Raw genomic sequence first — 24,311 nt, 5'->3', positions numbered from 1 at the left:
TTACTCCGTGTCGCGCGACTGCTCCGCCAGGAACCGCTCGAGCTCGGCGCCGAGCTCCTCCGCGGTCGGCAGCGGGCCACCCGAGTCGGCCAGCAGGTTGCCCTGGCGTCCCCGCAGGAAGGCGTCGTACTGCGCCTCCAGCGACACCACCAGACGGCTCGCCTGCTCGTCGTCCGCGACCTGCTTGTCGACCTCTTCGCGGACCAGGTCGGCGGCCTCGCGCAGCTGACCGGTCGGCAGGGCCAGGCCGGTCGTCTGGGAGACCGAGTCCAGCAGCAGCTGGGCCGCCGCCGGGTAGGTGGTCTGCGCCAGGTAGTGCGGCACGTGAGCGGCGTACCCCATGGCGTCGTGGCCCGACTCGCCGAGCCGGAACTCGAGGAGGTTGCCGACGCTCGCCGGGACCTGCACACGCTGCAGCCACGACTCACGGTCGCCGAGCAGGCTCTGGTCGGTGGCGTGCGCGGTGACACTCACCGGGCGGGTGTGCGGCACGGCCATCGGGATGGCGTTGAGACCGACGGTCAGCTTCACGCCGAAGCGCTCGATCAGGCCGGTGATCGCCTCGATGAAGCGTTCCCACTGCAGGTCCGGCTCGGGGCCGGCGAGCAGCAGGAACTGTGTGCCGAGCTGGTCGCGCATGAGGTGCAGCGCGAGGCTCGGCTCCTCGTAGCTCTCCCAGTGGTCCTCGACGAAGATCATCGAAGGGCGGCGGGAGCGGTAGTCGAGGAGCTGGTCGACGTCGAAGGTCGCCAGGACCCGCCCGTCGAGGTGCTCCAGCAGATGTTCGCGGGAGAGCTGGATCGCACTCCCGGCGTCGACGAACCCGGTGAGCGCCTGGACCAGCACCGGGGAGTCCAGGTCAGGCAGGTCGTCGGCCAACTCGTAGAGCCCGTGTGGGTCGAGCACGCTCTTGACCTCCTCGAGATGCGCCCGCAGGGGCGGGCAATAGGTGGACAACACCGGCGTCCCCGCGTTCATTCCTGCCGGAGGACAACCGGTCAGCAATGATCTTCCCAAAGGGCGTCAGACGCGGAACTGGGCCACCAGGGACTGCAGCTCCTCGGCCAGGCGGGCCAGCTCCGTCGCCGTACGCCGGGACTCGCCGACACCGTCGTTCGTGCTCTGCGCGGCCTCGGCCACACCGGTGATGGTCTGGGCGATCTCGGTCGATCCGCCGGCGGCCTCGGACACGCTGCGCCCGATCTCGCTGGTGGTCGCGGTCTGCTCCTCGACGGCCGACGCGATCGTGTCGGAGTACGCGTTGATGCGTTCGATGACCTCCGCGATCTGCGCGATCGCGTCGACCGCGGCGGAGGTGTCGGTCTGGATCGCCTGGATCCGGCTGGAGATCTCCTCGGTGGCCTTGGCGGTCTCCTGGGCCAGGTCCTTGACCTCGCTGGCGACGACGGCGAAACCCTTGCCCGCCTCGCCCGCGCGGGCCGCCTCGATGGTGGCGTTCAGGGCCAGCAGGTTGGTCTGCTCGGCGATCGAGGTGATCACCTTGACGATGTTGCCGACCTCGGCGGACGAGACGCCCAGCTTGGCGACGGTGCTGTTGGCCGACTGAGCGACCTCGACGGCACCCCGGGCGACCCCGGCGGCGTCCGCGGCGCTGGTGGCGATCTCGCGGATGGACGCGCTCATCTCCTCGGACGCGGCGGCGACCGTGGCGACGTTGGCGCTGACCTGATCGGCGGCCAGGGAGACCTGGCCGGCGCGGGTGCTGGTCTGCTCGGAGTTCACCGAGATCCGGCCGCTGACCTCGGTCATCTCCTGGGCCGAGCTCGCGAGGGTGTGGCTGCTGCCGGTGATCCGGGAGATCGTGGTGCGCAACGTCGCCGTGGCCCGGTCGAGCTGGTCGCCCATCCGGCCGATCTCGTCGCGGCTGTTGAGCTCCGCCCGTGTGGTCAGGTCGCCGTCGGCGATGCGGTCGATGACCCGGGAGACGACCCGGACCCGGGTCACGATGCCGCGGGCGATCGCCAGGCCCAGTGCGGTCGCCAGCACCAGCCCGGCGATCAGCACGATGATCAGGAAGTTCCGTGCCGACCGGTACGTCGAGCCGGCGGCGGCCAGGTTCTCCTGCGCCGATTCCGTCTCCTGGATCGCGAGCTGCTGGAGGTTGTACTTGGCCCGGACGATCGCAGGCGACAGCTGGGTGTCGCGGGCGGCGAGGACGGTGGCGGGGTTCCCGCTGGTCGCGGCGCCCAGGTAGGCGTCGCGTGCGGTGTCGTACTTGTCCCAGAGGAAGATCGTCTGGTCCATCAGCGCCGGGTTCACCGTCGTGGCGCGGTACGCGGCGTTGTCCGCTTTGATCTGGCCGTCGAGCGCCTTGATCTGGGCCAGGACCGCCGGGTCCGGGGTCTGCCCGTACGTGAGAACGAGCGCGTGCATCGTCCCGACGTCCGTCGTGATGGTGGTGAGCTGCTGCGACGAGACGAAGCTCCCGTCGTAGAGGTCCTGGACCGAGTTGTTCAGGGTCGCCATGCGGGCGACCGCCACCGCACCCACCATGGCCGTGACCAGGGCCAGCGAGCCCACGATGATCATGATCTTGGTGTTCAGTGACCGGTCGGCGATCCAGCGCCGCGCCGGGTTGATCCGGGGCGTCCGGGTGGTCTGGGGCGCGGCGGCAGTCATCGGTGGGCGACCTCGTGAGTAGTCCGGCAAGGAGACGGGAGTCGTCCCCTTTCTCACTATCGGTTGCCGTACGGGTTCACTGAGGTGATATCCGGAGGTTCGGGCTCACACCGGAAGAACGCTCGCCGCCTCCAGCTGCGCGTGCACCTGCTCGGGGGAGAGGGGCCGTGAGAAGTGGTATCCCTGCGCGTACCGGTAGCCCAGGCGGAACAGCGTGTCCGCCTGCTCGGCCGTCTCCACACCCTCGGCGATCGCCTGCAGGTGCAGGCCGTTGGTGATCTGGATCATCGCGGTCGCGATGACCGCCTCCTCCGAGCGGCCGCCGATGCCGTCGACGAACGACTTGTCGACCTTGAGGATGTCCGCCGGGCAGGTCCGCAGCAGGCCGAGCGACGAGTGCCCGGTGCCGAAGTCGTCCAGCGCGATCCGCACGCCCAGTGTCACCAGATTTTGCAGGGTGTCCAGGGCGATGCCGCCGTCGAACACCGCGGTCTCGGTGACCTCGACGACCAGCTTCTCGGGGTCGAATCCGGTGTCGGCCAGGGCGGCACGGACGTCGGCGGCGAACCCGGGCTCGCGCAGCTGACGCGCCGACACGTTGACGCCGATCTCGCCGGGCGCGCCGGCGCCGAACCGGTCCTGCCACTCGGCGGCCTGCGCCAGGGCGGTCCGCAGGATCCAGTCGCCCAGCGGCACGATCAGCCCGGTGCGCTCGGCGATCGGGATGAAGATGTCCGGGCCGATGAAACCGCGGTCGGGGTGCTTCCAGCGGATCAGGGTCTCCAGCGACGTCCACTTGCCGTCCGGCAGCGACACGATCGGCTGGTAGACGAGGGTGAAGTCGCCGTTGTCGAGCGCCCGGCGCAGCTCGGCGCCGAGCTGGGCGTCGGCCGCCTGGTCCTGCTCGAGCCGGGCGTCGTAGACGGTGTGACGGCCCTTGCCCCGCTCCTTGGCGGCGTACATGGCCAGGTCGGCGCGGCGCAGGAGCTCCTGCGGGCTGGCGTCCGGCCACACCTCGGCCAGGCCGATGCTGGCCTTGACGAGCAGGTCGTACCCGAGGGCGTGCACCGGGCGGGTCAGCGACTCGGCGATGCGGTCCAGGACCTCGGTCGCCTCCTCGCTGTGCAGGCCGGGCAGCAGCAGGCCGAACTCGTCGCCACCGAGACGCGCGACCACGTCACCGTCGCGGACGGCCGCGCGCAGGCGCTCGGCCACCACGACCAGCAGCGCGTCGCCGACGGCGTGACCGAGCCGGTCGTTGATGGCCTTGAAGTCGTCGAGGTCGATCAGCGCCAGGCTCAGGGTGTCGCCGCCGTCGACGGCGACCAGCGCCTCGCGGGTCCGCTGCTCGAACAGCGTCCGGTTGGCCAGGTCGGTCAGGTCGTCGTGGTTGGCCCGGTGGGTGAGCTGATCCTGGTACGCGTTCAGCTGCACCAGGTTGGCGTCCACCCGCTGCAGCAGGCGCCCGTTCTCCCGCAGGGCGTTGACCTGCCGGAAGACGACCAGGGCGGTGAGCAGGACGGCACCGAGCGCCACCGTGAAGATCTCCCGGCCGGCGCCGTGGCCGATGGTGAGCAGCAGTCCGTCGGTGGCGGCGACCGCGACGTACGGCACGATGCTGTAGGACCGGCGCCGACGCTCGGGCTGCGGGACACCGGCGGCACGGCGCTGCCGGTCGGCGGCGAGAGCCACGAAGAGCAGCGTCGCCGGGATGAACATCTGCGACCCGCTCAGCCCCGGTCGTACGTCGAGGAGCAGCGGGAAGAGTCCGCCACCGCCGGCGCCTACGGCTGCCGCGGCGGCGAGCAGCCGCAGGGCGATGTGGTCCACACCGCCGAAACCGCTGATCGCGACCTTGACGAAAGCCAGCGAGGCGATGAGACCCAGGGCCATCAGCATGATCATCGGGACGATCGCCGGCCCGTTGGAGTTCCAGGTGTCGTGGACCTGGTTGACCAGGAACCACGAGAAGATGCCGATGGTGATGCTGACCGTGGCGGCGTCCAGGACGAACCGGACCATCGCGCGGTCCCGGTGCTCCCGCTTGTGCATCGGCAGGCGCAGCAGCGCCCACAACAGGACGACGACCGCCAGGGCGTAACAGATCGCGGTGGGGAGGTCGTGTTCCTGGTCCAGCCGGGCGGGGTTGGCCACGGTCAGCCGGGCGTCGCCGGTGGTGCCGAGCACGATCAGGACGCAGACGATCGCCAGGGACCGCCACACGCGGGCGGTGACCTTGTCCAGCCCGGGGGTGAACGCCGTACGCCAGCAGGCCCAGCCGGCGATCGCTGTTCCGGCCATCGCGGGCATCCAGCCCCAGACGACCTGGGTGCGCTGCTCGGTGACGTTGACGGCGAACAGCACGATGGCCGCGGCCAGACCGGCGACTGCCGTGATCAGCATCGGGGTCGGCCGCAGCCGCTCCACGTGCCGTTCGTCGCCGATCGTCATCGTCGCCCGGTCCTCCTGCCGCATCGCTGATCCGTCTCGGAGGCCTCATCGGTCGGACCGCAGACGGGATGAGCAGAAATGCGGTGCCACGAGCGTCACCATGGTGTTGCTGAGCGTCAAATCCGCTCCGAACGTTGTCGTGCACGTGCATCTGCAAGGCACAATGGTGGGAGATCCGCCTCTCGTCCCCTCGGAGTGATCTGGTGAACGAACCCGCCGTACCCGCTCTTCCCCCGTCGCCGAACTCCTCTGACCAGGGCCCCGACCCGGCCGGCCCGCCCGGATCCCTGTGGGCCCGGATGAAGGCCGACCCGCAGTACGCCCCCGAGCACCTCGCCCTCGAAGCGGTCCGGCGGCTCGGCCCCGAAGCGCAGCGCTGGGCGGCTCAGGCGCGTGCGGACCAGCCCGGCGTCACTCCCGACGCCCTGGCCCAGCAGGCCGTCAAACGCTTCACCAACCACGCCCGTCTCTCCGGTGCCGTCTCCGGCGCGACCGGTCTGCCCGGCGCGGTCGTCGACGTCGGTGTGCTGGCGTGGACCCAGTCCCGGATGGTCCTGCACATGGCTGCGGCGTACGAGGTGGATCCGACCGCCCCGGAGCGGGCCGCCGACCTGCTGGTCCTGCAGCGGGTCCACAAGGCGGCGGAGGCCGCCCGGCTCGCGCTGGGTGTGGCCGCGGGCCGCGAACGCGCGGCCCGGCTCTTCGCCGGCAGCTCCGGCCGGCCGCTGACCGGGGTGATGCTCAAGCTGGGCGTCAAGCTCGCGCAGATGGCCGGAGTCCGCGCCGCCAAGCGGATGTTCGCCAAGGTCATCCCGGGCGCCGCGGTGGTGCTCGGCACCTGGGCCAACTCGGCGGCCACCAAGGACCTCGCCCGGCGCACCACGGAGCACTTCGCCAGGACCTAAAGTCGGGCGGTCCACCGCCGATTCTTCACGCCGTGACCACCAGGGACTCCGCACGGCGCATGCGCTGGCTTCTGCTGCTCGTGGCCCCGTTGCTGCTCTCGGGTTGTGCCCTCTTCACCGAGGGCAAGCACGGCGCCGGTGCGGACAGCGCGAGCGACAGCACGGGCGCGACGGCCGGCAACGACTGGATCGTCGTCGCGCGGGGCAGTGCCACGCCGTCACCGAAACCGAGCGTGGGCGCGTCCCCGTCACCCAGCGCCACCGGCTCCGGCTTCCTGCCGCTGCCCGCGGCCCCGCGGGTCACCCCCACGGCGACCTGCGCCCGGGACACCCCGCACTTCAACAAGATCAACGCCCTGACCGTGGTCACCCCGGGCACCACTTCGGCCAAGGTGAGCTGGTACAACGTCGGCGGTTACAACATCGTCGAGTACCGCGTCACGGCCATCAGCCAGGACCTGCAGCAGGGCAAACAACGCGACATCGGCTTCGTCAGGGTCAAGCCGGCGAACCCCTGCGGCTTCCTCGAAGCGACCGTGACCGGCCTGGACCGCAAAACCGGCTACATCTTCTCCGTCGACGCGGTGGTGGTGCGGCGCAGCGGTGACGGCACGCACGCCGCGACCGTCTACCGCTCGTCCGTGGTCACCACCAAGTAGTCCGCCAGCGTCCGCACCGGCCGGTAACCCTGCGCCCGGGCCCGGCCGAGATCCAGCACCAGGCCGTCCGTGACCTGGTCGACCGCGTACCGCGTCAGCGTGGGTGACACGACCGCCGCGACCCGCGCGAGCCCGGCCGGCACATGCCGCACCGGGACCCCCAGCACCAGACCAAAAACCTCATCCCTCCGGTACGCCCGGTCGTCCGCGATGTTGTACGCCCCCGCCGGCCAGGTCAGCGCGGCCAGACAGGCCCCCGCGAGGTTCTCGACGGCGGTCAGGCTCATCGCGACGTCCGGCCCGGGCAGCCACGCCGTACCCCGGCGCACCACCCGGCGCAGCCGCGGCAGCAGATGCCGGTCGCCGTCGCCGTAGACCGCCCGCGGCCGCAGCACCACCGTCCCCGCCGCCAGCGCGAGCCTCTCACCGGCCGCCTTGCTGCGCCCGTAAGCGCCGCGCTGCCCGCCGACCGGATGATCCTCCCGGACCGGCTCCCGGTACGGGCCCGGCCGGTAGACACTCGCACTGCTCACCCACACGACGGGCCGGCCGGCGGCGGCCTCGAGCAGCCGGGCCGTCCCGCCGACGTTCACGGCGTGGAAGGCGGCTTCCGTCGCCCGCCCGGGCCGCGGATCACCGACCGCCGCCGCCAGGTGCACCACGGCATCGACCCCGTCCAGGTCCGGAACCTCCCGCGCGGCGTCCCAGGCGACATGCCGCCCGACCGGCCCCGGCCGCCGACCCACACAGACCACCTCGTGCCCGCCTCCGGCCGCAAGCCGCGCCACTGCGGAGCCGCAGAAGCCCGACGCCCCGGTGACCGCAATCCTCACGAGGCCCGGACGATCAGGGAACGCCAGCTCGGCAGCGCGGAATGCCGGTCGGCGCGTGCCTTGACCACCACCGGCCGCAGCGGGGCGAGGGCTTGGAGCAGGTCGGCCAGCTGCGCGCGGGCGAGCCGGGCGCCGGGACAGGCATGCGGTCCCACCCCGAAAACCAGCTGAGCGATCTGCGCCGGCACGGGTCGCGCCGGATCGGGGTCGAGCCGGTGGGCCTCGACCGCATGGCGCGCGATCAACAACATTCGATCCCCGGCCCGCACCGGACACCCACCAGACCCGCCGGACCTGCCTTGGGCGCGTGGCTTGCCCGGGCTGGCGGGTAGGAGGCCGGGGGCTGCGGCGACGCGGGGGAGGAGGGGGGTCGGGGCGGTCACGCGGAGGAGTTCGTCGACGAGGGCGGGGCTGTGGGCGTACCCCCAGAGGTTTGCGTCGGCGGTCCAGGCCGCCGCGCGCGGCAGGGCGGCGACCGTCGTGGTGATCGCGGCCACGGCCAGCATCGTGGCCAGGCCGGATGACGGGCCGCCGTCGGGTGCGACCAGTGCGGACAACCGTTCGGTGGCCTCGCGGGCGCGCCGCGCAGCGCCGAAGCGTGGCAGCCCGGGGACGTGAGCCCGGGCGGCGGTGGCGGCCGCGGCGCATGCGGCTGCGGCCAGCGATGGACCGTCCAGGGTGCGGCCGATCAGGGCGGCTGCCGTGGTTCCGGCGAGTTCGGCGGTCAGGGGGACCAGGTCGACGGTGTCGCCGTCGTGGAGGGGCTTGAGGCCACGGTCGAGGATTTCTGTCCAGGTCGGACGCAAACGGGCCACTCCGGCGGCGCCGAGGGAGTCCGCGGTGCTGCGCCGGGTTCGGCGGTGGGTGTCGCCGTGCTGGTCGAAGAGCAGGTCACCGCTGGTGAGGCGGGTTGCGGCGCCGCCGGTGGTGCCTTCGGCGGTGCGGTCGAGCGGGATCCGGGTGAGGGCGGCCGTGAACGCCTCCCGGTCGTGGACCAGCAGGGTGCGGCCCAGGCGCCACGTGGGGCGGGAGCGGGTGGCTGCGAGCAGGGCGAAGAGGACCGGGTGGCCGGCGAGGTAGACGCGCCGGTCGCGGGAGCGGGCGTTCACCGGACGTGCACCGCGTCGGGCGCCGGGCGGTAGCGGCGGTCCCAGCTCCACAGCAGGGTCCGGCGGGAGCCCCAGGCGCGCAGGCGGCGCAGGCTCGACTCGACCACGAGGTTCTCGGCGCGGATTATCCGGTCGCTGTGGCGGCGGGCGCGGTTGAGGAGGGTCACGTCCTCGGAGCCGTCGCCGAGGGCTTCGCGGGGTGTGCCGCCGCACTGGTCGTAGAGTGCCGCGGTGATGGCCAGGTTGTGCCCGTGGACCAGGACGAACGGGCAGCGGTATTCCGGTCCGCGGTGCTGCAGGCGGCCGAAGCGGGCGGCGAGGCGGACCGCGGCGGGGTAGAGCCGGCGTTCGATCAGGCCGGGGTGCTCGTCGTGGCGGGGGACGCTGCGGCCGCAGATCAGGTCGGCGGTGTCGAGCAGGGCCCGGCCGGTGGACACCCAGTCGAGGGCGGGCAGGCAGTCGGCGTCGGTGCGGAGCAGCCGGGTCGCGCCTCCGGCGATCGCGTGGCGGAAGCCCGTGTCCGCCGCGGTGCCCGCGCCCGGTGCGGGCTCCGGGATCACCTCGACGTCGCCGGGGAAGGCGGCGGCGAGTGCAGCAGTGTCGTCCGTGGACGCGTTGTCGACGACGACCAGGGTGAAGTCGCGGTCGGTCTGGGCGGCCAGGGCGGCCAGGGCGCCGGGCAGGAGCACGGCCTCGTTGTAGGCGGGCACGATCACCGCGAGGTCCCTCATGCGCTTGCTGCCAGTCGTGACGCGGCCGCCCGGTCGGGTTTGCGGGACCGGCCGGCCAGCGGGACGTCGGCCAGGAGCACGGCGTCCGGCCGCGCGGAGCCCATGCGGTCCAGGGGCTCGCGCAGCGCGGCGTGGACGGCCTCCGGTGACACTCCCGAGGCGGGCTGCACCACGGCGACGACCCGCTCGTCGCCGTCACCGGCGGGCACGCCCACGATCACGGCCAGCTCGACACCGGAGACGTGCAGGGCCGGCTCGTACAGGCCGGGATAGATGTTCTCGGCGCCGCGCAGGATCATGTCCTTGCACCGGCCGCCGAGCACCACCGTGGACCCGTCGACCCGGCCGATGTCGCCGGTCGCCACCCACTCCATCGGCTCCTCGCCGAGGTAGCGGTCGGCGGCGTTCGGGCCCGCGAGCAGCAGCTGACCGGTCTCGTCGACGCGGGCGCGCAGGCCCGGCAGCAGCTCCCCGACCAGGTCGCCCTCGCCGTCGAAGGCGGCCTTGGCCGTGCCCTCGACGACCGCGGCGGGGAAGACCTCGGTGAGCGCGTAGACGCCCCACGCCTCGTCGGCGCCGGCCGCCCGGACCGCGGCGAGCAGACCGGCGCTGACCGGCGCGGATCCGCTGTAGACCCGGCCGGTGAACGGTGTCGAGGCCGCCAGCGCCGAGCGCAGTTGTGGCGGGGTCAGATAGGTGGCCTGCGGGGCGAGCCGGGCCGTCTGCCGGGCCAGGGTCCGGGGACGCCGGGCGGGCAGGGCGACCGGCGCGCCCCTGGTGAGCGACGGGACCAGCACGAAGAACGTCCCGCCCAGCACCGCCCGGTCGGGCACCGGACGGACCAGCTCGGCGACCGTGCGCATGCCCGCGGCGACGCTCGCCCGGGTGTGCACGACGGCCCGGGGACGGCTGGTGGTCCCGGAGGTGAAGACGATCACCGCGTCACCGTCGCCGTCGTGTCCCGGCGGGCGCGGGCCCGGAGCCGGGGCGAGCCCGGGTGCGGTGCCGGGGAGCCGCCGTCCGATCGTCACCGTGGGGGCCAGGGCCGCGAGGTCGGGCAGGGCCAGCTGGGCGCGGCGGGCCAGGGGAGCGGCCCAGCCGGCCACCGCCTGGGCGGCCGCGTCGGCCAGCACCAGCCGTGGCTTCGCCACACCGAGCCGGGCCAGGAGCACGTCCGGCCCGGCGGTCGGGTCCAGCACGGCGACCCGCAGACCCAGGTGGTACGCGGCCAGGAGCACCGCCAGCGACCGCGGCCCGGGGCGTACGGCGATGCCGACGGTCTCGCCGGGCACCAGGCCCCGGGCGTGGAGTGCGGCCGCATAACCCCCGGTGAGGCGGGACAGGTCACCCCGGGTCGCCCGGACCACGGTCTGGCCGGTGCGCCGGGCGCCGAGGACGGCGGGGCGGTCGTCGTCGTCACGGAGGCCCGCGATGAGCTCGTCGAGCATCAGCGCGGGTCCGTCGTGAGCGCGCCGCTGCCGCGGTCGAGATACCACTTCGCCGTGCCGACGACCCCGTACGCCGCCAGCCGCCGGGTGGAGTTCTCGACGACCATCGTGCGGCTGTGGCGGATCGCGGACGTGCTCCGGCGTACCCGGTTGAGGAAGGTCCGGTCGGTGGGTGAGGGCCGCCGGGGCATGCCGCCGCAGGCTTGGTAGAGCTCGGCGGTGATCGCCATGTTGTTGCCCGCGTGCATCCGGTAGGGGGCCAGGAAGCCCTGCTCGCGGTGGGCCGGGCGGAGCCGGCCGAACGTCGCGGCCAGCCCCACCAGCAGGCGGAAGAACGCGCGCCCGACCGGGCCGTGCTCGTCGCGCCGGGCGGTGATCCGCCCGCACATCAGCCCGGCGCCGTCGCTGAGACCGGCGCGCGCGGCGGCCAGCCAGCCCGGCCGCGGCAGGCAGTCCGCGTCGGTACGGGCGAGCATCGTCGCCCCGGCCGCGATGGCGTGCCGGAAGCCCGTGTCGACCGCGCAGCCGACGCCCTTCTCGGGCTCGGTCAGCACGTGCACCGGGAACGGGGCGGTGAACGCGCGAGCGATCTCCGCGGTGCCGTCGGTCGACCCGTTGTCCACCACCAGCAGCTCGAACGCGGTGTCGGTCTGTGCCGCCAGCGCCTCGAGTGTCTGCCCGATCCGCCCGGCCTCGTCGTACGCCGGGACGATCACCCACAGCGCGGTCACGACACCTCCCAGACCATGGTCATCAGGCTGACACCACCACCGAGCCCCAGCAGCAGCACCTTGTCGCCGGGGCTCAGGTGCGGCCGGACCCGCGCCAGCTGGACACCGAGCGTCGCGCTGGCCATGTTGCCCAGCTCGGGCACGGTCACCTCGAGCTTGTCCACGGGCACCCCGGCGATCTCCACGAACCGCTGCAGGTAGGGCATCGTCACCTGGTGCACCAGCACGCGGGCGTAGTCGTCCCAGGTCAGGCCGGTGCGGTGGTGGACACGTTCGACCAGGCCGAGGCCGATCTTCTCGAAGACGCCGCGCAGCCTGTGGCCGTCGCCGGTGAAGTAGGTGTGCTCGTCGCCGCGGGGGTGCCGTGAGCCGCCGCCGAAGATGCCACCGGCCGGCCAGTGCTGTGAGTGCGTCTCGGCGTCGACGTCCACGATCCCGCCGGTCGCCACCGGCTCGACCAGCACCGCCGCGCCCGCGTCACCGAAGGTGTACCCGGCGAAGGCCTGGCGGGCCTGGGCCATGCCGTCGAGTTTCGGCCGCATCGAGCGGGTCGGCGTCTCGCCGGTCACGACCAGGGCGCGGCGGGCGCGGCCGGCCAGGATCATCGAGCGGGCCAGGTCGATGCCGTTCAGGAAGCTGTTGCAGGCATTTGTCACGTCGAGCGCGTGCGCGCGGCCGCCCAGCGCGGCCTGCACGACGTGGGCGGTGGCCGGCTCGACCATGTCCCGTGTCGCCGAGGCGAAGAGCAGCAGGTCGACGTCGAGCGCGTCCAGCCCGGCCCGGTCGAGGACCTGCCGCGCGGCGCCGATGGCGAGGTCGGAGGCGTACTCGTCGTCGGCCGCGACCCGGCGGGTGTCGATCCCGGTGGCCTGGGCGAACATCCCGGCCGGCAACGGCAGGCGGCTGGCGACGGCGACGCGGTGCTGCAGATCGGCGGTCGTCACCTGCTGCTCGGGCAGGCAGGCGGCCACCTGGGTGATGCCCACGCGGGGAACGGTCGAAGTCATGGGCGCCAGCCTTCAGCAATGCCGGTGTCCGCGGCGTGAGTAGAACGGCTCATTCTTTCCGGGCCGGACGCTCAGGCCCAGAGCCGGACAGGGTGGGTGGCACCACAGGCCACGGCGCTCAGCACTCTCTAAGCTTCCGGGCATGGAACCCATCGTCGACACGGTCGTGCTCGTGGCGATCTCCGTGCTCGGCGCGGCGCTCGCCCGGCGGCTCGGCTTCATCGCACCCCTGGTCCTGCTGGTGGCGGGTCTCGGCCTGTCCTTCATGCCGGGGCTGCCGGAGGTCGAGGTCAAGCCCGAACTGGTGCTGATCGGCATCCTGCCGCCGCTGCTGTACGTCGCCGCCCTGCAGACCAACGTGGTCGCGTTCCGCCGTGCCCTGCGGCCGATCCTGCTGCTCGCCGTCGGGCTCGTGGTGCTCACTGCGTTCGTCGTCGGATTTGTCGTGCACGCGTTGCTGCCCGAGGTGCCCCTGTCCGCCTGCGTCGCCCTCGGTGCGGTGGTGGCGCCACCCGACGCGGTGTCGGCCACCGCGATCGCCCGCCGGATCGGCCTGCCCCGCCGGGTGGTCACGATCCTCGAGGGCGAGAGCCTGCTCAACGACGCGTCCGCGCTGGTGCTGGTCCGGATCTCGATCGGCGCGCTGCTCGGGTCGGCCGTCGGCTTCTGGGAGATCGCCGGTGAGGTGGCGCTCAAGGCCGGCGGCGGCGTGCTGCTCGGCTTCGGCTTCGCGATCGGCGCCGCCTGGCTGCACAAGAAGATCGTCGACCCGCTGCTCGACGACGCGGTGTCGCTGCTCACGCCGTTCGTCGTGGTGATCGTCGCCGAGGAGCTGCACACGTCCAGCGTGGTGGCGGTCGTGGTGGCCGGGCTCTACCTCGGGCACCGGATCCCGTACCTGCTGTCGGCGACCTCGCGGCTGCAGATGGACGCGGTGTGGCGGCTCGTCACGTTCCTGCTCGAAGGTGTGGTCTTCCTGCTGGTGGGCCTGCAGATCCGCGACCTGATCAGCAAGATCGAACGTGACCTGGCGACCACCGTCACGGTCACCGTGGCGGTCTTCCTGACGCTGGTCGTGGTCCGGTTCCTCTGGATGTACCCGGCGACCTACCTGGCCCGGCTCATCCCGAAGGTCCGGGCCCGGGAGGAACGCCCGCCGGTCACCGTGCCGACGGTCATCGCCTGGGCCGGCATGCGCGGTGTGGTGACCCTGGCCGCCGCGCTGACACTGCCGCTCAACGAGGACGTGGCCAACGCCGACTACCCGCGTGAGCTGTTCGTCTTCGTGGCCTTCGCGATCATCGTGCTGACCCTGCTGATCCAGGGCACCTCCCTGCCGCTGCTGGCCCGGCGTCTCGGTGTCATGGAGGACACCAGCTCCGAGGACGCGCTGGCCGAGGCGGGTGTGCAGCACGCCGCCAGCCGTGCCGCCCGCGAAAGTCTCGAGACCCACGCCGAGGGTGCGCCACAATCGGTGGTCGACCGGCTGCGGGCACTGACCGACAGCCGGGCGAACTCCGCCTGGGAACGGCTTGGTAATCAGGACTCGGAGACCCCGTCGGCGGCGTACGGTCGGCTCCGCCGGGAGATGATTACGGCCGAGCGCCACGTCTTCAAGATCGCCCGCAACGAGGGGCGCATCTCCGAAGAGGTGCTCAACCGCGCCCAGCGCGATCTCGACCTCGAAGAGTCCCAGCTGAACCGGAGTGACGATTGACCTGCCAGCACCTCAAGGAAGCCGGTGAACCGGAACCGCTAGCGCCGTACGACGGCGGTTGCCCCGAGTGTGTCGCCGAGGGCCATCACGACTGGGTCCACCTGCGCGTCTGCCTCGGCTGCGGGTACGTCGCCTGTTGTGACTCCTCGCCGCGGCGGCACATGTCCCAGCACTACGAGACCGACGGCCACCCGGTGATGCGCTCGTACGAGCCGGGCGAGAACTGGAAGTGGTGCTTCGCCGACGAACTGCTCGGCTGACACAGGCCCGCGCGGGGTGGCCCGGAATGGCCACTCTGTCGCGGGTCTGTCCCTATCACCCTGTCCAGCGAACCCGGCGAAACCCCCCGTTGTGGTGACTCCGCGCACAGCGTAAGCGGAAGTATCGGCGGGTAACCGGACAGTCGCGGAGACGTCGCCCGTCCCGTCGGTGAGAATGACCGCGGATGCGGGCGCGCAGGATTGGGCACCGCCGCGGCGGGGCACAAGTCGGCCCGCCCGCGGCGAGGCCCTCGCGACCGCAGGGCACCGACGGTCGAGGGTGGGAGCAGCACATGCAGGTGTGGCCGGGTCACCGGTATCCACTGGGCGCGACGTACGACGGGACGGGCACGAACTTCGCGATCTTCTCGGAGGTCGCCGAAGCGGTCGAGCTGTGCCTGTTCGATCCGTCGGGCAACGAGCGGAAGGTCCAGCTGCACGAACAGGACGCCTTCGTCTGGCACGCCTACCTGCCGGGTGTCGAGCCCGGCCAGCGGTACGGCTACCGGGTGTACGGCCCGTACGACCCGTCGCGCGGGCTGCGGTGCAATCCCCACAAACTGCTCCTGGACCCGTACGCGCGAGCCGTGGACGCCGACATCGCGTGGCACCCGTCGCTGTACGCGTACGACTTCGACAACCCGGACGAGATGTCGGATCTCGACTCGGCGCCGCACATGGCCAAGGGTGTCGTGGTCAACCCGTACTTCGACTGGGGCAACGACCGGCGGCCCGACATCCCGTACCACCACTCGGTGATCTACGAGACGCACGTCAAGGGGCTCACCGAGCGGCACCCCGAGGTGCCGCGGGACCTGCGCGGGACGTACGCCGCGATCGGCCACCCGGCGATCATCGAGCACTTCAAGAAGCTCGGTGTGACCGCGGTGGAGCTGATGCCGGTGCACCAGTTCGTGCACGACAACCGCCTGGCCGACCTGGGCCTGCGCAACTACTGGGGTTACAACACGCTCGGCTTCTTCGCGCCGTACCACGGGTATTCCGCGATGGGGTCGCTCGGCCAGCAGACCCAGGAGTTCCGGGGCATGGTCAAGGCGCTGCACGCGGCCGGCATGGAGGTCATCCTCGACGTCGTCTACAACCACACGGCGGAGGGCAACCACCTCGGCCCGACGATGAGCCTCAAGGGCATCGACAACCGGACCTATTACCGTCTGGTGGACGACCAGCCCAACTTCTACATGGACTACACCGGTACGGGTAACAGCCTCAACGTGCGCAGCCCCCAGAGCCTCCAGCTGATCATGGATTCGCTGCGGTACTGGGTGACCGAGATGCACGTCGACGGTTTCCGCTTCGACCTGGCGTCCACGCTGGCCCGCGAGTTCTACGACGTCGACCGGCTGTCCACGTTCTTCGAGGTCGTGCAGCAGGACCCGGTCGTCGGCCAGGTCAAGCTGATCGCCGAGCCGTGGGACGTCGGCCCGGGCGGTTACCAGGTCGGCAACTTCCCGCCGAACTGGACCGAGTGGAACGGCAAGTACCGCGACACGGTCCGCGACTTCTGGCGGGGCGAGCCCGCGACGCTGGCCGAGTTCGCGAGCCGGATCACCGGGTCCGCCGACCTCTACCAGGACGACGGCCGCAAGCCCTTCCACTCGATCAACTTCGTCACCGCGCACGACGGTTTCACCCTCAACGACCTGGTCTCGTACAACGACAAGCACAACGAGGCCAACGGCGAGGAGAACCGCGACGGCGAGAGCCACAACCGGTCCTGGAACAGTGGCGTCGAGGGCCCGACCGACGACAAGCAGGTGCTGCAGCTGCGGGCCAAGCAGCGGCGCAACTACCTGGCCACGCTGATGCTCAGCCAGGGCGTGCCGATGATCTCGCACGGCGACGAGCTCGGGCGCACCCAGTCGGGCAACAACAACGCGTACTGCCAGGACAACGAGATCAGCTGGATCGACTGGGAGAACGCCGACGAGACGCTGCTGGAGTTCACCCGCAAGCTGACCGCGTTCCGGCACCGCCACCAGGTGTTCCAGCGGCGCCGGTTCTTCACCGGTCTGCCGGTCACCGCCCGCGGCGGCGGCGACCCGCTGCCCGACCTGGAGTGGTTCACCCCGGACGGCCGGCCGATGGCCGGTGACGACTGGGGCAACGACTTCGGCCGGGCCGTGGCGCTCTTCGTCAACGGTGAGGGCATCCGCGAACGCGGCCAGTACGGCCAGCGTCACGTCGACAGCTCGTTCCTGCTCTTCTTCAACGCCCACGACGCGCCGATCGAGTTCCACACGCCCCCCACCGAGTACGGCGAGAAATGGGAAAAGGTCATCGAGACCGCCGAGCCCTCGCCCGACCGCCCGTCGGTCGTCGAGGCGGGATCCTCCCTCCTCGTGCCGGACCGCTCGCTCATCGTCTTGGACAGGACGGTTTAAGTTGCGCCCTTCCTCCACCTACCGCGTCCAGGTCCGTCCCGGCTTCCCCCTGCAGGCCACGGCCGAGCTGGCCGACTACCTCGCCGATCTCGGCGTCAGTCACCTCTACACCGCGCCCCTGCTCACCGCGTCCCCCGGCTCCGAGCACGGGTACGACGTGGTCGACCACAGCCAGGTCAGCCCCGCCCTCGGCGGCGAGGAAGGCCGTCTCGCCCTGAAGTCGGCGCTCGACGCGGCCGGGCTCGGCCTGGTCGTCGACATCGTGCCCAACCACGCCGGTGTCGGTGTCGCCGCGGCCAACCCGACCTGGTGGGACGTCCTCAAGAACGGGCAGTCCTCGGAGTACGCGAAGTTCTACGACATCGACTGGTCGCGCGGGCGGCTTCTGCTGCCGGTGCTGGCCGACGACCCGGCCGCGCTCGACGAGCTCAAGGTCGAGGGCGGCGAGCTGCACTACTTCGACAAGCGCTACCCGATCGCGGACGGCACCGGCGAGGGCAGCCCCAAGGAGGTCCACGACCGGCAGCACTACGAGCTGGTCAACTGGACCCGTGGTGACACCGAGCTGAACTACCGCCGGTTCTTCTCGATCACCGACCTCGCCGGTCTCCGCGTCGAGGACCCCGAGGTCTTCGAGGCCACCCACCGCGAGATCCTCCGCTGGTACGCCGAGGGCGCCGTCCAGGGCATCCGCGTCGACCACCCGGACGGTCTGCGCGACCCCGGCGAATACCTCACACGGCTGCACGAGGCCGCACCCGACGCCTGGCTCGTCATCGAGAAGATCCTCGAGCCGGGGGAGCAGATGCCGAAGTGGCCGGTCGCCGGCACCACCGGTTACGACGCGCTGGCGGAGATCGGCGGCGCGTTCGTCGACCCGAACACCGAGGCGTTCTTCGACACCCTCGACCACCACCTGACCGGCGGCGAGACGAGCTGGCAGGACCTGGTCCACCAGACGAAGCTGCACGTCGCCTCCACCGAGCTCGCCGCCGAGCTGGCCCGGATGTGCCGGCTCGTGCCCGACATCGAGGCGGCGCCGCAGGCCCTGGCCGAGCTCGCGGCCTGCTTCCCGGTCTACCGCTCCTACCTGCCGTTCGGCTCCCGGCACCTGGCCAAGGCCCGCTCCGAGGCCGGCCGCCGGCGTCCCGGGCTGATCCCGGTCCTCGACCAGCTCACCGCCCGGCTGCGGCGCGCGGACGACGAGCTCGCCATCCGCTTCCAGCAGTACACCGGTGCGGTCATGGCCAAGGGTGTCGAGGACACGGCGTTCTACCGCTGGACCCGCTTCACGGCCCGCAACGAGGTCGGCAACGACCCCGCGAAGTTCGGCGTGCACCCGGACGAGTTCCACGACTACGCCGACGGGCTGCAGCGCGAGTGGCCGGAGAGCATGACGACGCTCTCCACCCACGACACCAAGCGCAGCGAGGACGTGCGGGCCCGGCTCGCCGTCCTCTCCGAGCTGCCCGGGGACTGGACCGAGGTCGTCCGCCGCTGGGTGCGGACGGCGCCGTTGCCGGATCCGGCCCTGGCCCACCTCATCTGGCAGGCCGCCGTCGGTGCCTGGCCGCTCGACCGGGAACGCCTCCAGGCGTACGCGCTGAAGGCCGCCCGCGAGGGTGGTGTCGGGACGAGCTGGCACCGGCAGGACGAGAAGTTCGAGGCCGCGCTGCGCACGATGGTCGACAAGATCTACGACGACCCGGCGCTGCACAGCGAGGTCGCCGACTTCGCGGCCTCGATCACGGCGCCCGGCTGGTCCAACTCGCTGGGTCAGAAGCTGATCCAGCTGACCATGCCCGGCATCCCGGACACCTACCAGGGCAGCGAGCTCTGGGACTTCTCCCTGGTCGACCCGGACAACCGCCGGCCGGTCGACTTCGGCCTGCGGCGCGAGCTGCTCGGCCGCCTCGACGACGGCTGGCAGCCGCCGGTCGACGAGTCCGGAGCCGCCAAACTGCTGGTCACCAGTCGCACCCTGCGCCTGCGCCGCCAGCGGCCCGAGCTCTTCACGTCCTACAAGCCCGCGTACGCCGAGGGCCGCGTCTCCGACCACGTGCTCGCGTTCGACCGGGGTGGTGTGGTGGCGGTCGCGACCCGGCTCCCGGTCGGATTGTCACGCCACGGCGGCTGGCACGACACCACGCTGTCACTCGACGGCAATACCTGGACGGAAGTCTTCACCAACACCAGCTATGGCGGGAACCGCCTGGCGGTGGCCGACCTCCTGCACACCTATCCCGTCGCTCTGCTGGTGAAAGAACAATGACCGTTTTTGAGGTATGGGTCCCGGAGAAGACCGTCAAGCTGCGTCTCGACGGGACGGACCGCGAGATGGAACGCGGCGAGGACGGCTGGTGGCGTCTCGACGTGCCCGAGGCCGGGCCCGGCACGGACTACGCCTACCTGCTCAACGACCACGACGGCGCGCTGCCCGACCCGCGGTCCGCGTGGCAGCCCGAGGGTGTGCACGGCCCCAGCCGGGTCTACGACCACACAGCCTTCGCGTGGTCGGACCAGGCGTGGACCGGTCGTCAGCTGCCCGGCTCGGTCCTCTACGAGATGCACGTCGGCACGTTCACCGCCGAGGGCACCTTCGACGCCGCCATCGCGCGTCTGGACCACCTCGTCGAGCTCGGTGTCGACCTGGTCGAGCTGCTGCCGGTCAACTCCTTCAACGGTGAGTACAACTGGGGTTACGACGGCGTCTGCTGGTACGCCCCGCACGAGGCCTACGGCGGCCCCGACGGCCTCAAGCGGTTTGTCGACGCCGCCCACGCCAAGGGCCTCGGTGTGGTGCTCGACGTCGTCTACAACCACTTCGGCCCGAGCGGCGCGTACGCCCCGATGTTCGCGCCCTACCTGAGCGCGGCCGGCACCAACCCGTGGGGTGACTCGGTCAACCTCGACGGCGGGCTGTCGGAGGAGGTCCGGCGGTACATCATCGACAGCGTGCTCGGCTGGCTGCGCGATTACCACGTCGACGGCCTGCGGCTCGACGCCGTGCACGCGCTGGTCGACCACAACGCGATCAACCTTCTCGAGCAGCTGACGATCGAGGTGGAGAGCCTGTCCACGCACCTCGGCCGTCCGCTGTCGCTGATCGCCGAGTCCGACCTCAACGACCCCAAGCTGATCACCCCGCGCGAGGCCGGCGGGTACGGCCTCACCGGCCAGTGGGACGACGACGTGCACCACGCGCTGCACGCGCTGCTCACCGGCGAGCGGCAGGGCTATTACGGCGACTTCGGCTCGCTCGACGGTCTGGAGACGGTGCTGACCGGCGCGTTCTTCCACGCCGACACCTGGTCGAGCTTCCGGCGGCGGCGGCACGGCCGGCCCGTCGACCGGGCGCGGATCCCGGGTCACCGCTTCGTGGCGTACCTGCAGAACCACGACCAGATCGGTAACCGCGCGATCGGTGACCGGCTGTCGGCGACGCTGTCGCCGGGTCTGCTCAAGGTCGGTGCCACGCTGCTGTTCACCTCGCCGTTCACCCCGATGCTCTTCATGGGCGAGGAGTGGGCCGCCAGCAACCCCTGGCAGTTCTTCACCAGCCACCCCGAGCCCGAGCTCGCCGCCGCGGTGCAGAACGGCCGGCGGCGCGAGTTCGCCTCGCACGGCTGGGCCGAGACCGAGGTGCCCGACCCGCAGGACCCGGCAACGTTCCAGCGGTCGAAACTGGACTGGTCCGAGCGGGAGAAGCCCGGCCACGCCGAGATCCTCGACCTGCACAAACGGCTCATCGCCCTGCGGCGTGAGCGGGCCGACCTGTCCGACCCGCGGCTCGACAAGGTCGAGGTCTGGCACGGCGACCAGTACCTCGTGATGCGCCGGGGGAACTGCGCCGTGGCGGTCAACCTCGCGTCGTCCCCGCAGACGGTCAGCCTCCGGGCGGCACCGCGCAAGGTGCTGCTCGCCACCGAGCAGGGTGTGGTCCTCCAGCGTGACCGGGTCGAGCTGCCGCCCGAGACCGCCGTGGTGGTCGCGTTCCGCTAGCCGGGTAGAGCCGTCCGGGCCACGGCGGCAGGGTTCGCCGTGGCCGGGGCGGCGCCGCGCCAGCGCTGGGACAGCCGGTAGGCCAGCGCCCGCGTGCCGTGGATCAGCCCGGTCGGGTACAGGTCGGCGGGCACGTTGCGGATGGGGTCGAACGCCAGTGCCGCGTCCGTGGTGGGCGACAGGGCCGCGCCGAAACGTACCTTTCCGACGGTCCGCTCCGCGTCCTTCTCGGCCAGGACGAGCATCAGCCGGGCGTCGTCCCGGGCCGCCGCGGACACCACCGATCCCAGCGTACGGCCGAGCGCCGTACCCTCCGGATCGGGCCGGACGACCAGCTGGAACGTCCGGCCGGAGCCGGTGCGGTAGGGCTGGATGGAACCGTAGGTGGTGTCGAAGCCGCGCCGCGGGACGGGGACGTGCCGCAGCAGCCGGCCCCGGCCGCAGGTGGAGAAGAGCAGGTCGTGACGGCGGCCCGCGACCGGTCCGTGCACGCGGACGGCGACGCCGAGGACGTCGGCGCGACCGGCTGCCGTGCCGGCCCCTTTCGAGATCCGCACGGTCACCGGATGCCGGCCGGGACGGTCGAGCAGCTCCGCGCCGGTCTGCTCACCCGCGCCCCAGATCTCGAGGTCGCCGGTGAAGGACCGCCCGTCGGGGTGCAGGAACCGGCGGTGCCGGGAACGCAGCACACGCACGACCAGGGCCGCAGTGACGGTGGCCGTCGCCAGAGCCGGCACGGTTCTCATGCGGGTCCGGGTACCCCGATCCGGTGGCGCTATGCCGGGTGTCGCACGCGTACGCCACGATGGTGACCATGTGGGGGAGCCGGAAGCACAAACGCAAGCGCAAGTGGCACGACGGCTGCGACTGCGGCTGCGACGGCTGTGATCTCCCGTTCTGCGACCTCAGCCTGCTGAGCACCACTCTGCTGGCCTTCTCCCGGCTGGGCCGGTCAGGACGGCGCACCGACGCCGTGGTCACCACCGCCATCCGCGGCTACCGGAAGGTCTCCCCGCGGCTGCCCACCCGGTGCCGCTACACCCCGACGTGCAGCGCGTACGGTCTCGAGGCCGTGCAGCGTCACGGCACCCGCAAGGGGCTGTGGCTGACGGCGGGCCGGTTGCGGCGCTGCCGTCCCGGTGTCGCCTACGGGACCGCGGACCCCGTTCCGTGACATTGGTCGGTCACCATGGGCGTTCCGCTACGGGGACGGGAGTGCAGTGTCGACGATGGACGACGAGAGCGGCCGGGGCGAGATCCGCAAGGCCGTGATCCGCCGGCGGCTGCCGGCGCAGCGCCGGGCCCGTGCGGTCCGCGCCCAGCGCACGATCGAGGGACTGCGCCGCACCTTCACGCAACCCGACCCGCTCGTCCGCACCTGGGGTGGCTCGCTCGCGCCGTGGCGGCTGGTCGCGGTCGGGGTGGTCCTCATCATGGTGCTGACGTTCTCCTGGGTGCGGCTCTTCCACATCGGGCCGCCCTCGATCGAGGACCTGCGCCGCGCCGCCGGTGTCGACGAGTGGCAGACACTGCCCATCGGCGTCAAGGACGACCAGCCCGGGATCGCCGAGCTCGTCGACGGCACGTGGCGGGGCTTCGACATCGACATCGCGTACATGATCGCCGAGGATCTCGGCTTCCGGCGCGACGAGGTGCGGTTCTTCGGCATCGAGAGCGAGGACCGCGCCCGCATGGAGGCGTCCGACCTGCAGAAAAATCCCGTGCCGGTCAAGATGGTCATCGCCAGTTACAGCATCACCCAGGAACGCGAGGACATGCCCAACGTCATGTTCTCCCAGTCGTACCTGCACACCGAGCAGTCGGTGATCACGCTCAAGGGCCACAAGAAGGTGGCGAGCCTCGAGGAGTTCAAGGACAAGGACGTCTGCTCGCTGTCCAGCTCCACCAGCGCGGTGGCGGCCGCCCAGTCCGGTGCCCGGCAACTCGTACGCCGCAACCGGGTCTCCGAGTGTTTCGACCTCCTGGACAAGGACGAGGTGGACGCGGTGACCACCGACGCGGCGATCCTCGGTGGCTACAAAGCCCGCTTCCCGGACAAGTACGACCATTGGGACCTCGGGTTGGACAAGACTGAGCCGTGGGGTGTCAGCGTGGGCGCCAACGAGGCCCTGCGCGACCTGGTGAACATCACGCTCTACCGCTCCTTCGCCGACCCGAAGGATGCCCGCTGGGAGCAGGCCTACCAGGCGAACATCCTCCCCGAGACGGCGAAGAACAAGAACGTCGACGGCCTGCCCGTGCCGCTCTCCCGCCCGCAGCAGCCGAACACCACCCGGCCGCGGGTCCGTGAGCTGCCCTGGGAGGAGGTGGTCCCGTGACCGTGACGCCGCTGTCCCGGCCGCCGCGCCGCATCCGGCGCACCTCCCTGAACTGGGTGCTCACCGCGCTGCCGGCGTTCCCGCTGGTGCTGCTCGTGCTGCGCCTCTGGTACCTCAGCCGCCAGGACCTGCCCACGATGCTGCTGCTCGTGCAGTACATCAGCCCGCTCGGCATGATCAGCGCGCTGATCATCACGCTCATCTGGACGATCCCCGCGGTGGTGCTGGTGCTGCGCGCCCTCGGCGGCCTGCTGCTGGTCAGCTCACCCGACCAGGAGCACGCCGCCCGGCGGTCGCTGCTCGCGCTCACGGCGCTGCGGATGCCCGACTGGGTGGTGGTCGTCGCGGTGGTACTGGCCGGTTTCACCTGGCAACTGCGCCTGCTGCCGACGCTGCTGATGCTGGTCGCGATCATCCTCGGGCTGACCGCGGTGCAGCGGTACCCCGGTGAACGCCGCATGCTCGTCGTGGTGACGCTGGGCGTACCGGTGATGCTCGGCCTGATGGTCCTGATCTGGGTCTGGCCCGGCATCCGTCTGGCCTGGGCGGCCGGAGAGACCGGCACCGCCGTGCTGCTGCTCGTGCCGCCGCTGCTCGGCTGGCTGCTCACCGGACCCCTGCCCCCGCGCGCGGCCCGGCTGGCGACCCACTGGCCGGCCGTCGCCGCGATGATCGTCGCGCCGTTCGTGATCGGGGTGGTCTTCCTGCGCGCGCCCGTGCTCCCGAACAGCGCCGTCGAGGTCGCCGCCGGCGCCGAGGCCCCGATCGAGGTCATCCGCGGGCAACTGATCACCGTCGACGACACCGCCACCACGATCCTGCGGCGCGGCGGCGACGTGGTCTTCATCCCCAACAGCGACGTGCGGTCCAAGACCCTGTGCCCCGAGCCGGTCCGGACCCAGAACAGCCGGATCACGGTACGCGGCTGGGCGATCGACGAGTCCGCGCTGGAGTGGGTCGCACCGACCCGGCAGGTCACCGAGGTCGACCCCCGCTGTCTCGGCCGCCCGCTGGAGCCCCGATGACCCGCAGATTTGCGCAGGTACGGGCCGGTTGTTGCGACGCGCCGCCGAC

The 24,311-nt window shown here is 71.7% G+C and carries 20 protein-coding genes; 10 read left to right on the top strand and 10 right to left on the bottom strand.

Translation table 11 applies throughout. The features are described from left to right. The 3 genes from AFR_RS31800 to AFR_RS31790 form a co-directional block, all read right to left on the bottom strand. The gene (locus AFR_RS31800; protein ID WP_041842995.1) at nt 1-906 is read right to left on the bottom strand and encodes a proteasome assembly chaperone family protein; all 906 of its coding nucleotides are present in this window, start codon (nt 904-906) and stop codon (nt 1-3) included. A 117-nt stretch (nt 907-1,023) separates the two neighbouring features. Continuing rightward, nucleotides 1,024-2,640 (bottom strand): methyl-accepting chemotaxis protein, encoded by a 1,617-nt coding sequence (locus AFR_RS31795; protein ID WP_023560924.1) that lies wholly within the window; start codon nt 2,638-2,640, stop codon nt 1,024-1,026. A 105-nt stretch (nt 2,641-2,745) separates the two neighbouring features. Continuing rightward, complete coding sequence (locus AFR_RS31790) at nt 2,746-5,115, bottom strand: putative bifunctional diguanylate cyclase/phosphodiesterase (protein WP_023560923.1); 2,370 nt, start codon at nt 5,113-5,115, stop codon at nt 2,746-2,748. 179 nt (nt 5,116-5,294) lie between these two features. Here AFR_RS31790 and AFR_RS31785 point away from each other — a divergent pair, with 179 nt between their 5' ends. Together AFR_RS31785 and AFR_RS31780 are read left to right on the top strand one after the other, a co-directional pair. Then, nucleotides 5,295-5,996: an EcsC family protein gene (locus tag AFR_RS31785; protein ID WP_238547161.1), complete on the top strand. Its 702-nt coding sequence runs from the start codon at nt 5,295-5,297 to the stop codon at nt 5,994-5,996. Nucleotides 5,997-6,028: 32 nt separating this feature from the next. Continuing rightward, the gene (locus AFR_RS31780; RefSeq protein WP_148308121.1) at nt 6,029-6,655 is read left to right on the top strand and encodes a fibronectin type III domain-containing protein; all 627 of its coding nucleotides are present in this window, start codon (nt 6,029-6,031) and stop codon (nt 6,653-6,655) included. Here AFR_RS31780 and AFR_RS48105 read toward each other — a convergent pair. From AFR_RS48105 to AFR_RS31750, 6 genes are read right to left on the bottom strand one after another with little or no spacing between them, the layout of a single operon-like run. Further along, nucleotides 6,625-7,443 carry an NAD-dependent epimerase/dehydratase family protein gene (locus AFR_RS48105; RefSeq protein WP_238547406.1) on the bottom strand — a complete coding sequence of 273 codons (819 nt, stop codon included), beginning with the start codon at nt 7,441-7,443 and terminating at the stop codon, nt 6,625-6,627. The two genes, AFR_RS31780 and AFR_RS48105, sit on opposite strands and share 31 nt — an antisense overlap. Nucleotides 7,444-7,484: 41 nt before the next feature. Continuing rightward, on the bottom strand, nt 7,485-8,597 hold the full coding sequence (locus tag AFR_RS48100) for a cytochrome P450 family protein (protein WP_023560919.1): 1,113 nt from the start codon (nt 8,595-8,597) through the stop codon (nt 7,485-7,487). Continuing rightward, complete coding sequence (locus AFR_RS31765; protein ID WP_041841283.1) at nt 8,594-9,328, bottom strand: glycosyltransferase; 735 nt, start codon at nt 9,326-9,328, stop codon at nt 8,594-8,596. The genes AFR_RS48100 and AFR_RS31765 overlap by 4 nt, the downstream gene beginning before the upstream one ends. Next, entirely contained in the window at nt 9,325-10,776 is a 1,452-nt protein-coding gene (locus tag AFR_RS31760) for an AMP-binding protein (RefSeq protein WP_023560917.1), read from the bottom strand. Before AFR_RS31760 ends, AFR_RS31765 begins: the two co-directional genes overlap by 4 nt. After that, entirely contained in the window at nt 10,776-11,507 is a 732-nt protein-coding gene (locus AFR_RS31755; RefSeq protein WP_023560916.1) for a glycosyltransferase family 2 protein, read from the bottom strand. Before AFR_RS31755 ends, AFR_RS31760 begins: the two co-directional genes overlap by 1 nt. After that, nucleotides 11,504-12,514, bottom strand: a complete 1,011-nt coding sequence (locus AFR_RS31750; protein ID WP_041841282.1) for a 3-oxoacyl-ACP synthase III family protein — start codon at nt 12,512-12,514, stop codon at nt 11,504-11,506. Before AFR_RS31750 ends, AFR_RS31755 begins: the two co-directional genes overlap by 4 nt. Nucleotides 12,515-12,656: 142 nt before the next feature. Here AFR_RS31750 and AFR_RS31745 point away from each other — a divergent pair, with 142 nt between their 5' ends. From AFR_RS31745 to treZ, 5 genes are all read left to right on the top strand, one after another. Next, entirely contained in the window at nt 12,657-14,231 is a 1,575-nt protein-coding gene (locus AFR_RS31745) for a Na+/H+ antiporter (RefSeq protein ID WP_023560914.1), read from the top strand. Beyond that, nucleotides 14,228-14,491, top strand: coding sequence for a UBP-type zinc finger domain-containing protein (locus AFR_RS31740; RefSeq protein WP_023560913.1), 264 nt, complete (start codon nt 14,228-14,230; stop codon nt 14,489-14,491). The genes AFR_RS31745 and AFR_RS31740 overlap by 4 nt, the downstream gene beginning before the upstream one ends. Before the next feature lie 293 nt (nt 14,492-14,784). Then, on the top strand, nt 14,785-16,896 hold the full coding sequence (gene glgX / locus AFR_RS31735; RefSeq protein WP_023560912.1) for a glycogen debranching protein GlgX: 2,112 nt from the start codon (nt 14,785-14,787) through the stop codon (nt 16,894-16,896). Nucleotide 16,897: 1 nt separating this feature from the next. Then, entirely contained in the window at nt 16,898-19,168 is a 2,271-nt protein-coding gene (treY, locus tag AFR_RS31730) for a malto-oligosyltrehalose synthase (RefSeq protein ID WP_023560911.1), read from the top strand. Continuing rightward, nucleotides 19,165-20,898, top strand: coding sequence for a malto-oligosyltrehalose trehalohydrolase (gene treZ, locus AFR_RS31725; protein WP_023560910.1), 1,734 nt, complete (start codon nt 19,165-19,167; stop codon nt 20,896-20,898). Before treY ends, treZ begins: the two co-directional genes overlap by 4 nt. On the opposite strand, the gene AFR_RS31720 is transcribed toward treZ, so the two are convergent. Continuing rightward, nucleotides 20,895-21,644 (bottom strand): hypothetical protein, encoded by a 750-nt coding sequence (locus AFR_RS31720; RefSeq protein ID WP_052359520.1) that lies wholly within the window; start codon nt 21,642-21,644, stop codon nt 20,895-20,897. The two genes, treZ and AFR_RS31720, sit on opposite strands and share 4 nt — an antisense overlap. A gap of 68 nt (nt 21,645-21,712) precedes the next feature. On the opposite strand from AFR_RS31720, the gene yidD reads away from it, so the two are divergent. Genes yidD through AFR_RS31705 form a run of 3 tightly spaced genes read left to right on the top strand, consistent with a single transcriptional unit; the run spans nt 21,713 to nt 24,262 of the window. Further along, a complete protein-coding gene (gene yidD / locus AFR_RS48840) occupies nt 21,713-22,072 on the top strand; it encodes a membrane protein insertion efficiency factor YidD (RefSeq protein WP_148308119.1) in 360 nt (119 codons plus the stop codon). Between the two features lie 55 nt (nt 22,073-22,127). Continuing rightward, the gene (locus AFR_RS31710) at nt 22,128-23,237 is read left to right on the top strand and encodes a transporter substrate-binding domain-containing protein (RefSeq protein ID WP_023560907.1); all 1,110 of its coding nucleotides are present in this window, start codon (nt 22,128-22,130) and stop codon (nt 23,235-23,237) included. Further along, nucleotides 23,234-24,262 (top strand): hypothetical protein, encoded by a 1,029-nt coding sequence (locus tag AFR_RS31705; protein WP_023560906.1) that lies wholly within the window; start codon nt 23,234-23,236, stop codon nt 24,260-24,262. The genes AFR_RS31710 and AFR_RS31705 overlap by 4 nt, the downstream gene beginning before the upstream one ends. Nucleotides 24,263-24,311 lie beyond the last annotated feature (49 nt).

The sequence above is a fragment of the Amorphoplanes friuliensis DSM 7358 genome (assembly GCF_000494755.1).
Taxonomy (GTDB): domain Bacteria; phylum Actinomycetota; class Actinomycetes; order Mycobacteriales; family Micromonosporaceae; genus Actinoplanes; species Actinoplanes friuliensis.
The sequence above is the reverse complement of the archived record's forward strand: the minus strand, read 5'-3'. Positions and strand labels throughout refer to the sequence as shown.

Coding starts and splice junctions, on each gene's coding strand:
- AFR_RS31795 (WP_023560924.1), bottom strand. CDS start 2,640: ATGACTGCCGCCGCGCCCCAGACCACCCGGACGCCCCGGATCAACCCG.
- AFR_RS31790 (WP_023560923.1), bottom strand. CDS start 5,115: ATGCGGCAGGAGGACCGGGCGACGATGACGATCGGCGACGAACGGCAC.
- AFR_RS31765 (WP_041841283.1), bottom strand. CDS start 9,328: ATGAGGGACCTCGCGGTGATCGTGCCCGCCTACAACGAGGCCGTGCTC.
- AFR_RS31760 (WP_023560917.1), bottom strand. CDS start 10,776: ATGCTCGACGAGCTCATCGCGGGCCTCCGTGACGACGACGACCGCCCC.
- AFR_RS31750 (WP_041841282.1), bottom strand. CDS start 12,514: ATGACTTCGACCGTTCCCCGCGTGGGCATCACCCAGGTGGCCGCCTGC.
- AFR_RS31745 (WP_023560914.1), top strand. CDS start 12,657: ATGGAACCCATCGTCGACACGGTCGTGCTCGTGGCGATCTCCGTGCTC.
- glgX (WP_023560912.1), top strand. CDS start 14,785: ATGCAGGTGTGGCCGGGTCACCGGTATCCACTGGGCGCGACGTACGAC.
- treZ (WP_023560910.1), top strand. CDS start 19,165: ATGACCGTTTTTGAGGTATGGGTCCCGGAGAAGACCGTCAAGCTGCGT.
- AFR_RS31720 (WP_052359520.1), bottom strand. CDS start 21,644: ATGAGAACCGTGCCGGCTCTGGCGACGGCCACCGTCACTGCGGCCCTG.
- yidD (WP_148308119.1), top strand. CDS start 21,713: ATGTGGGGGAGCCGGAAGCACAAACGCAAGCGCAAGTGGCACGACGGC.
- AFR_RS31710 (WP_023560907.1), top strand. CDS start 22,128: ATGGACGACGAGAGCGGCCGGGGCGAGATCCGCAAGGCCGTGATCCGC.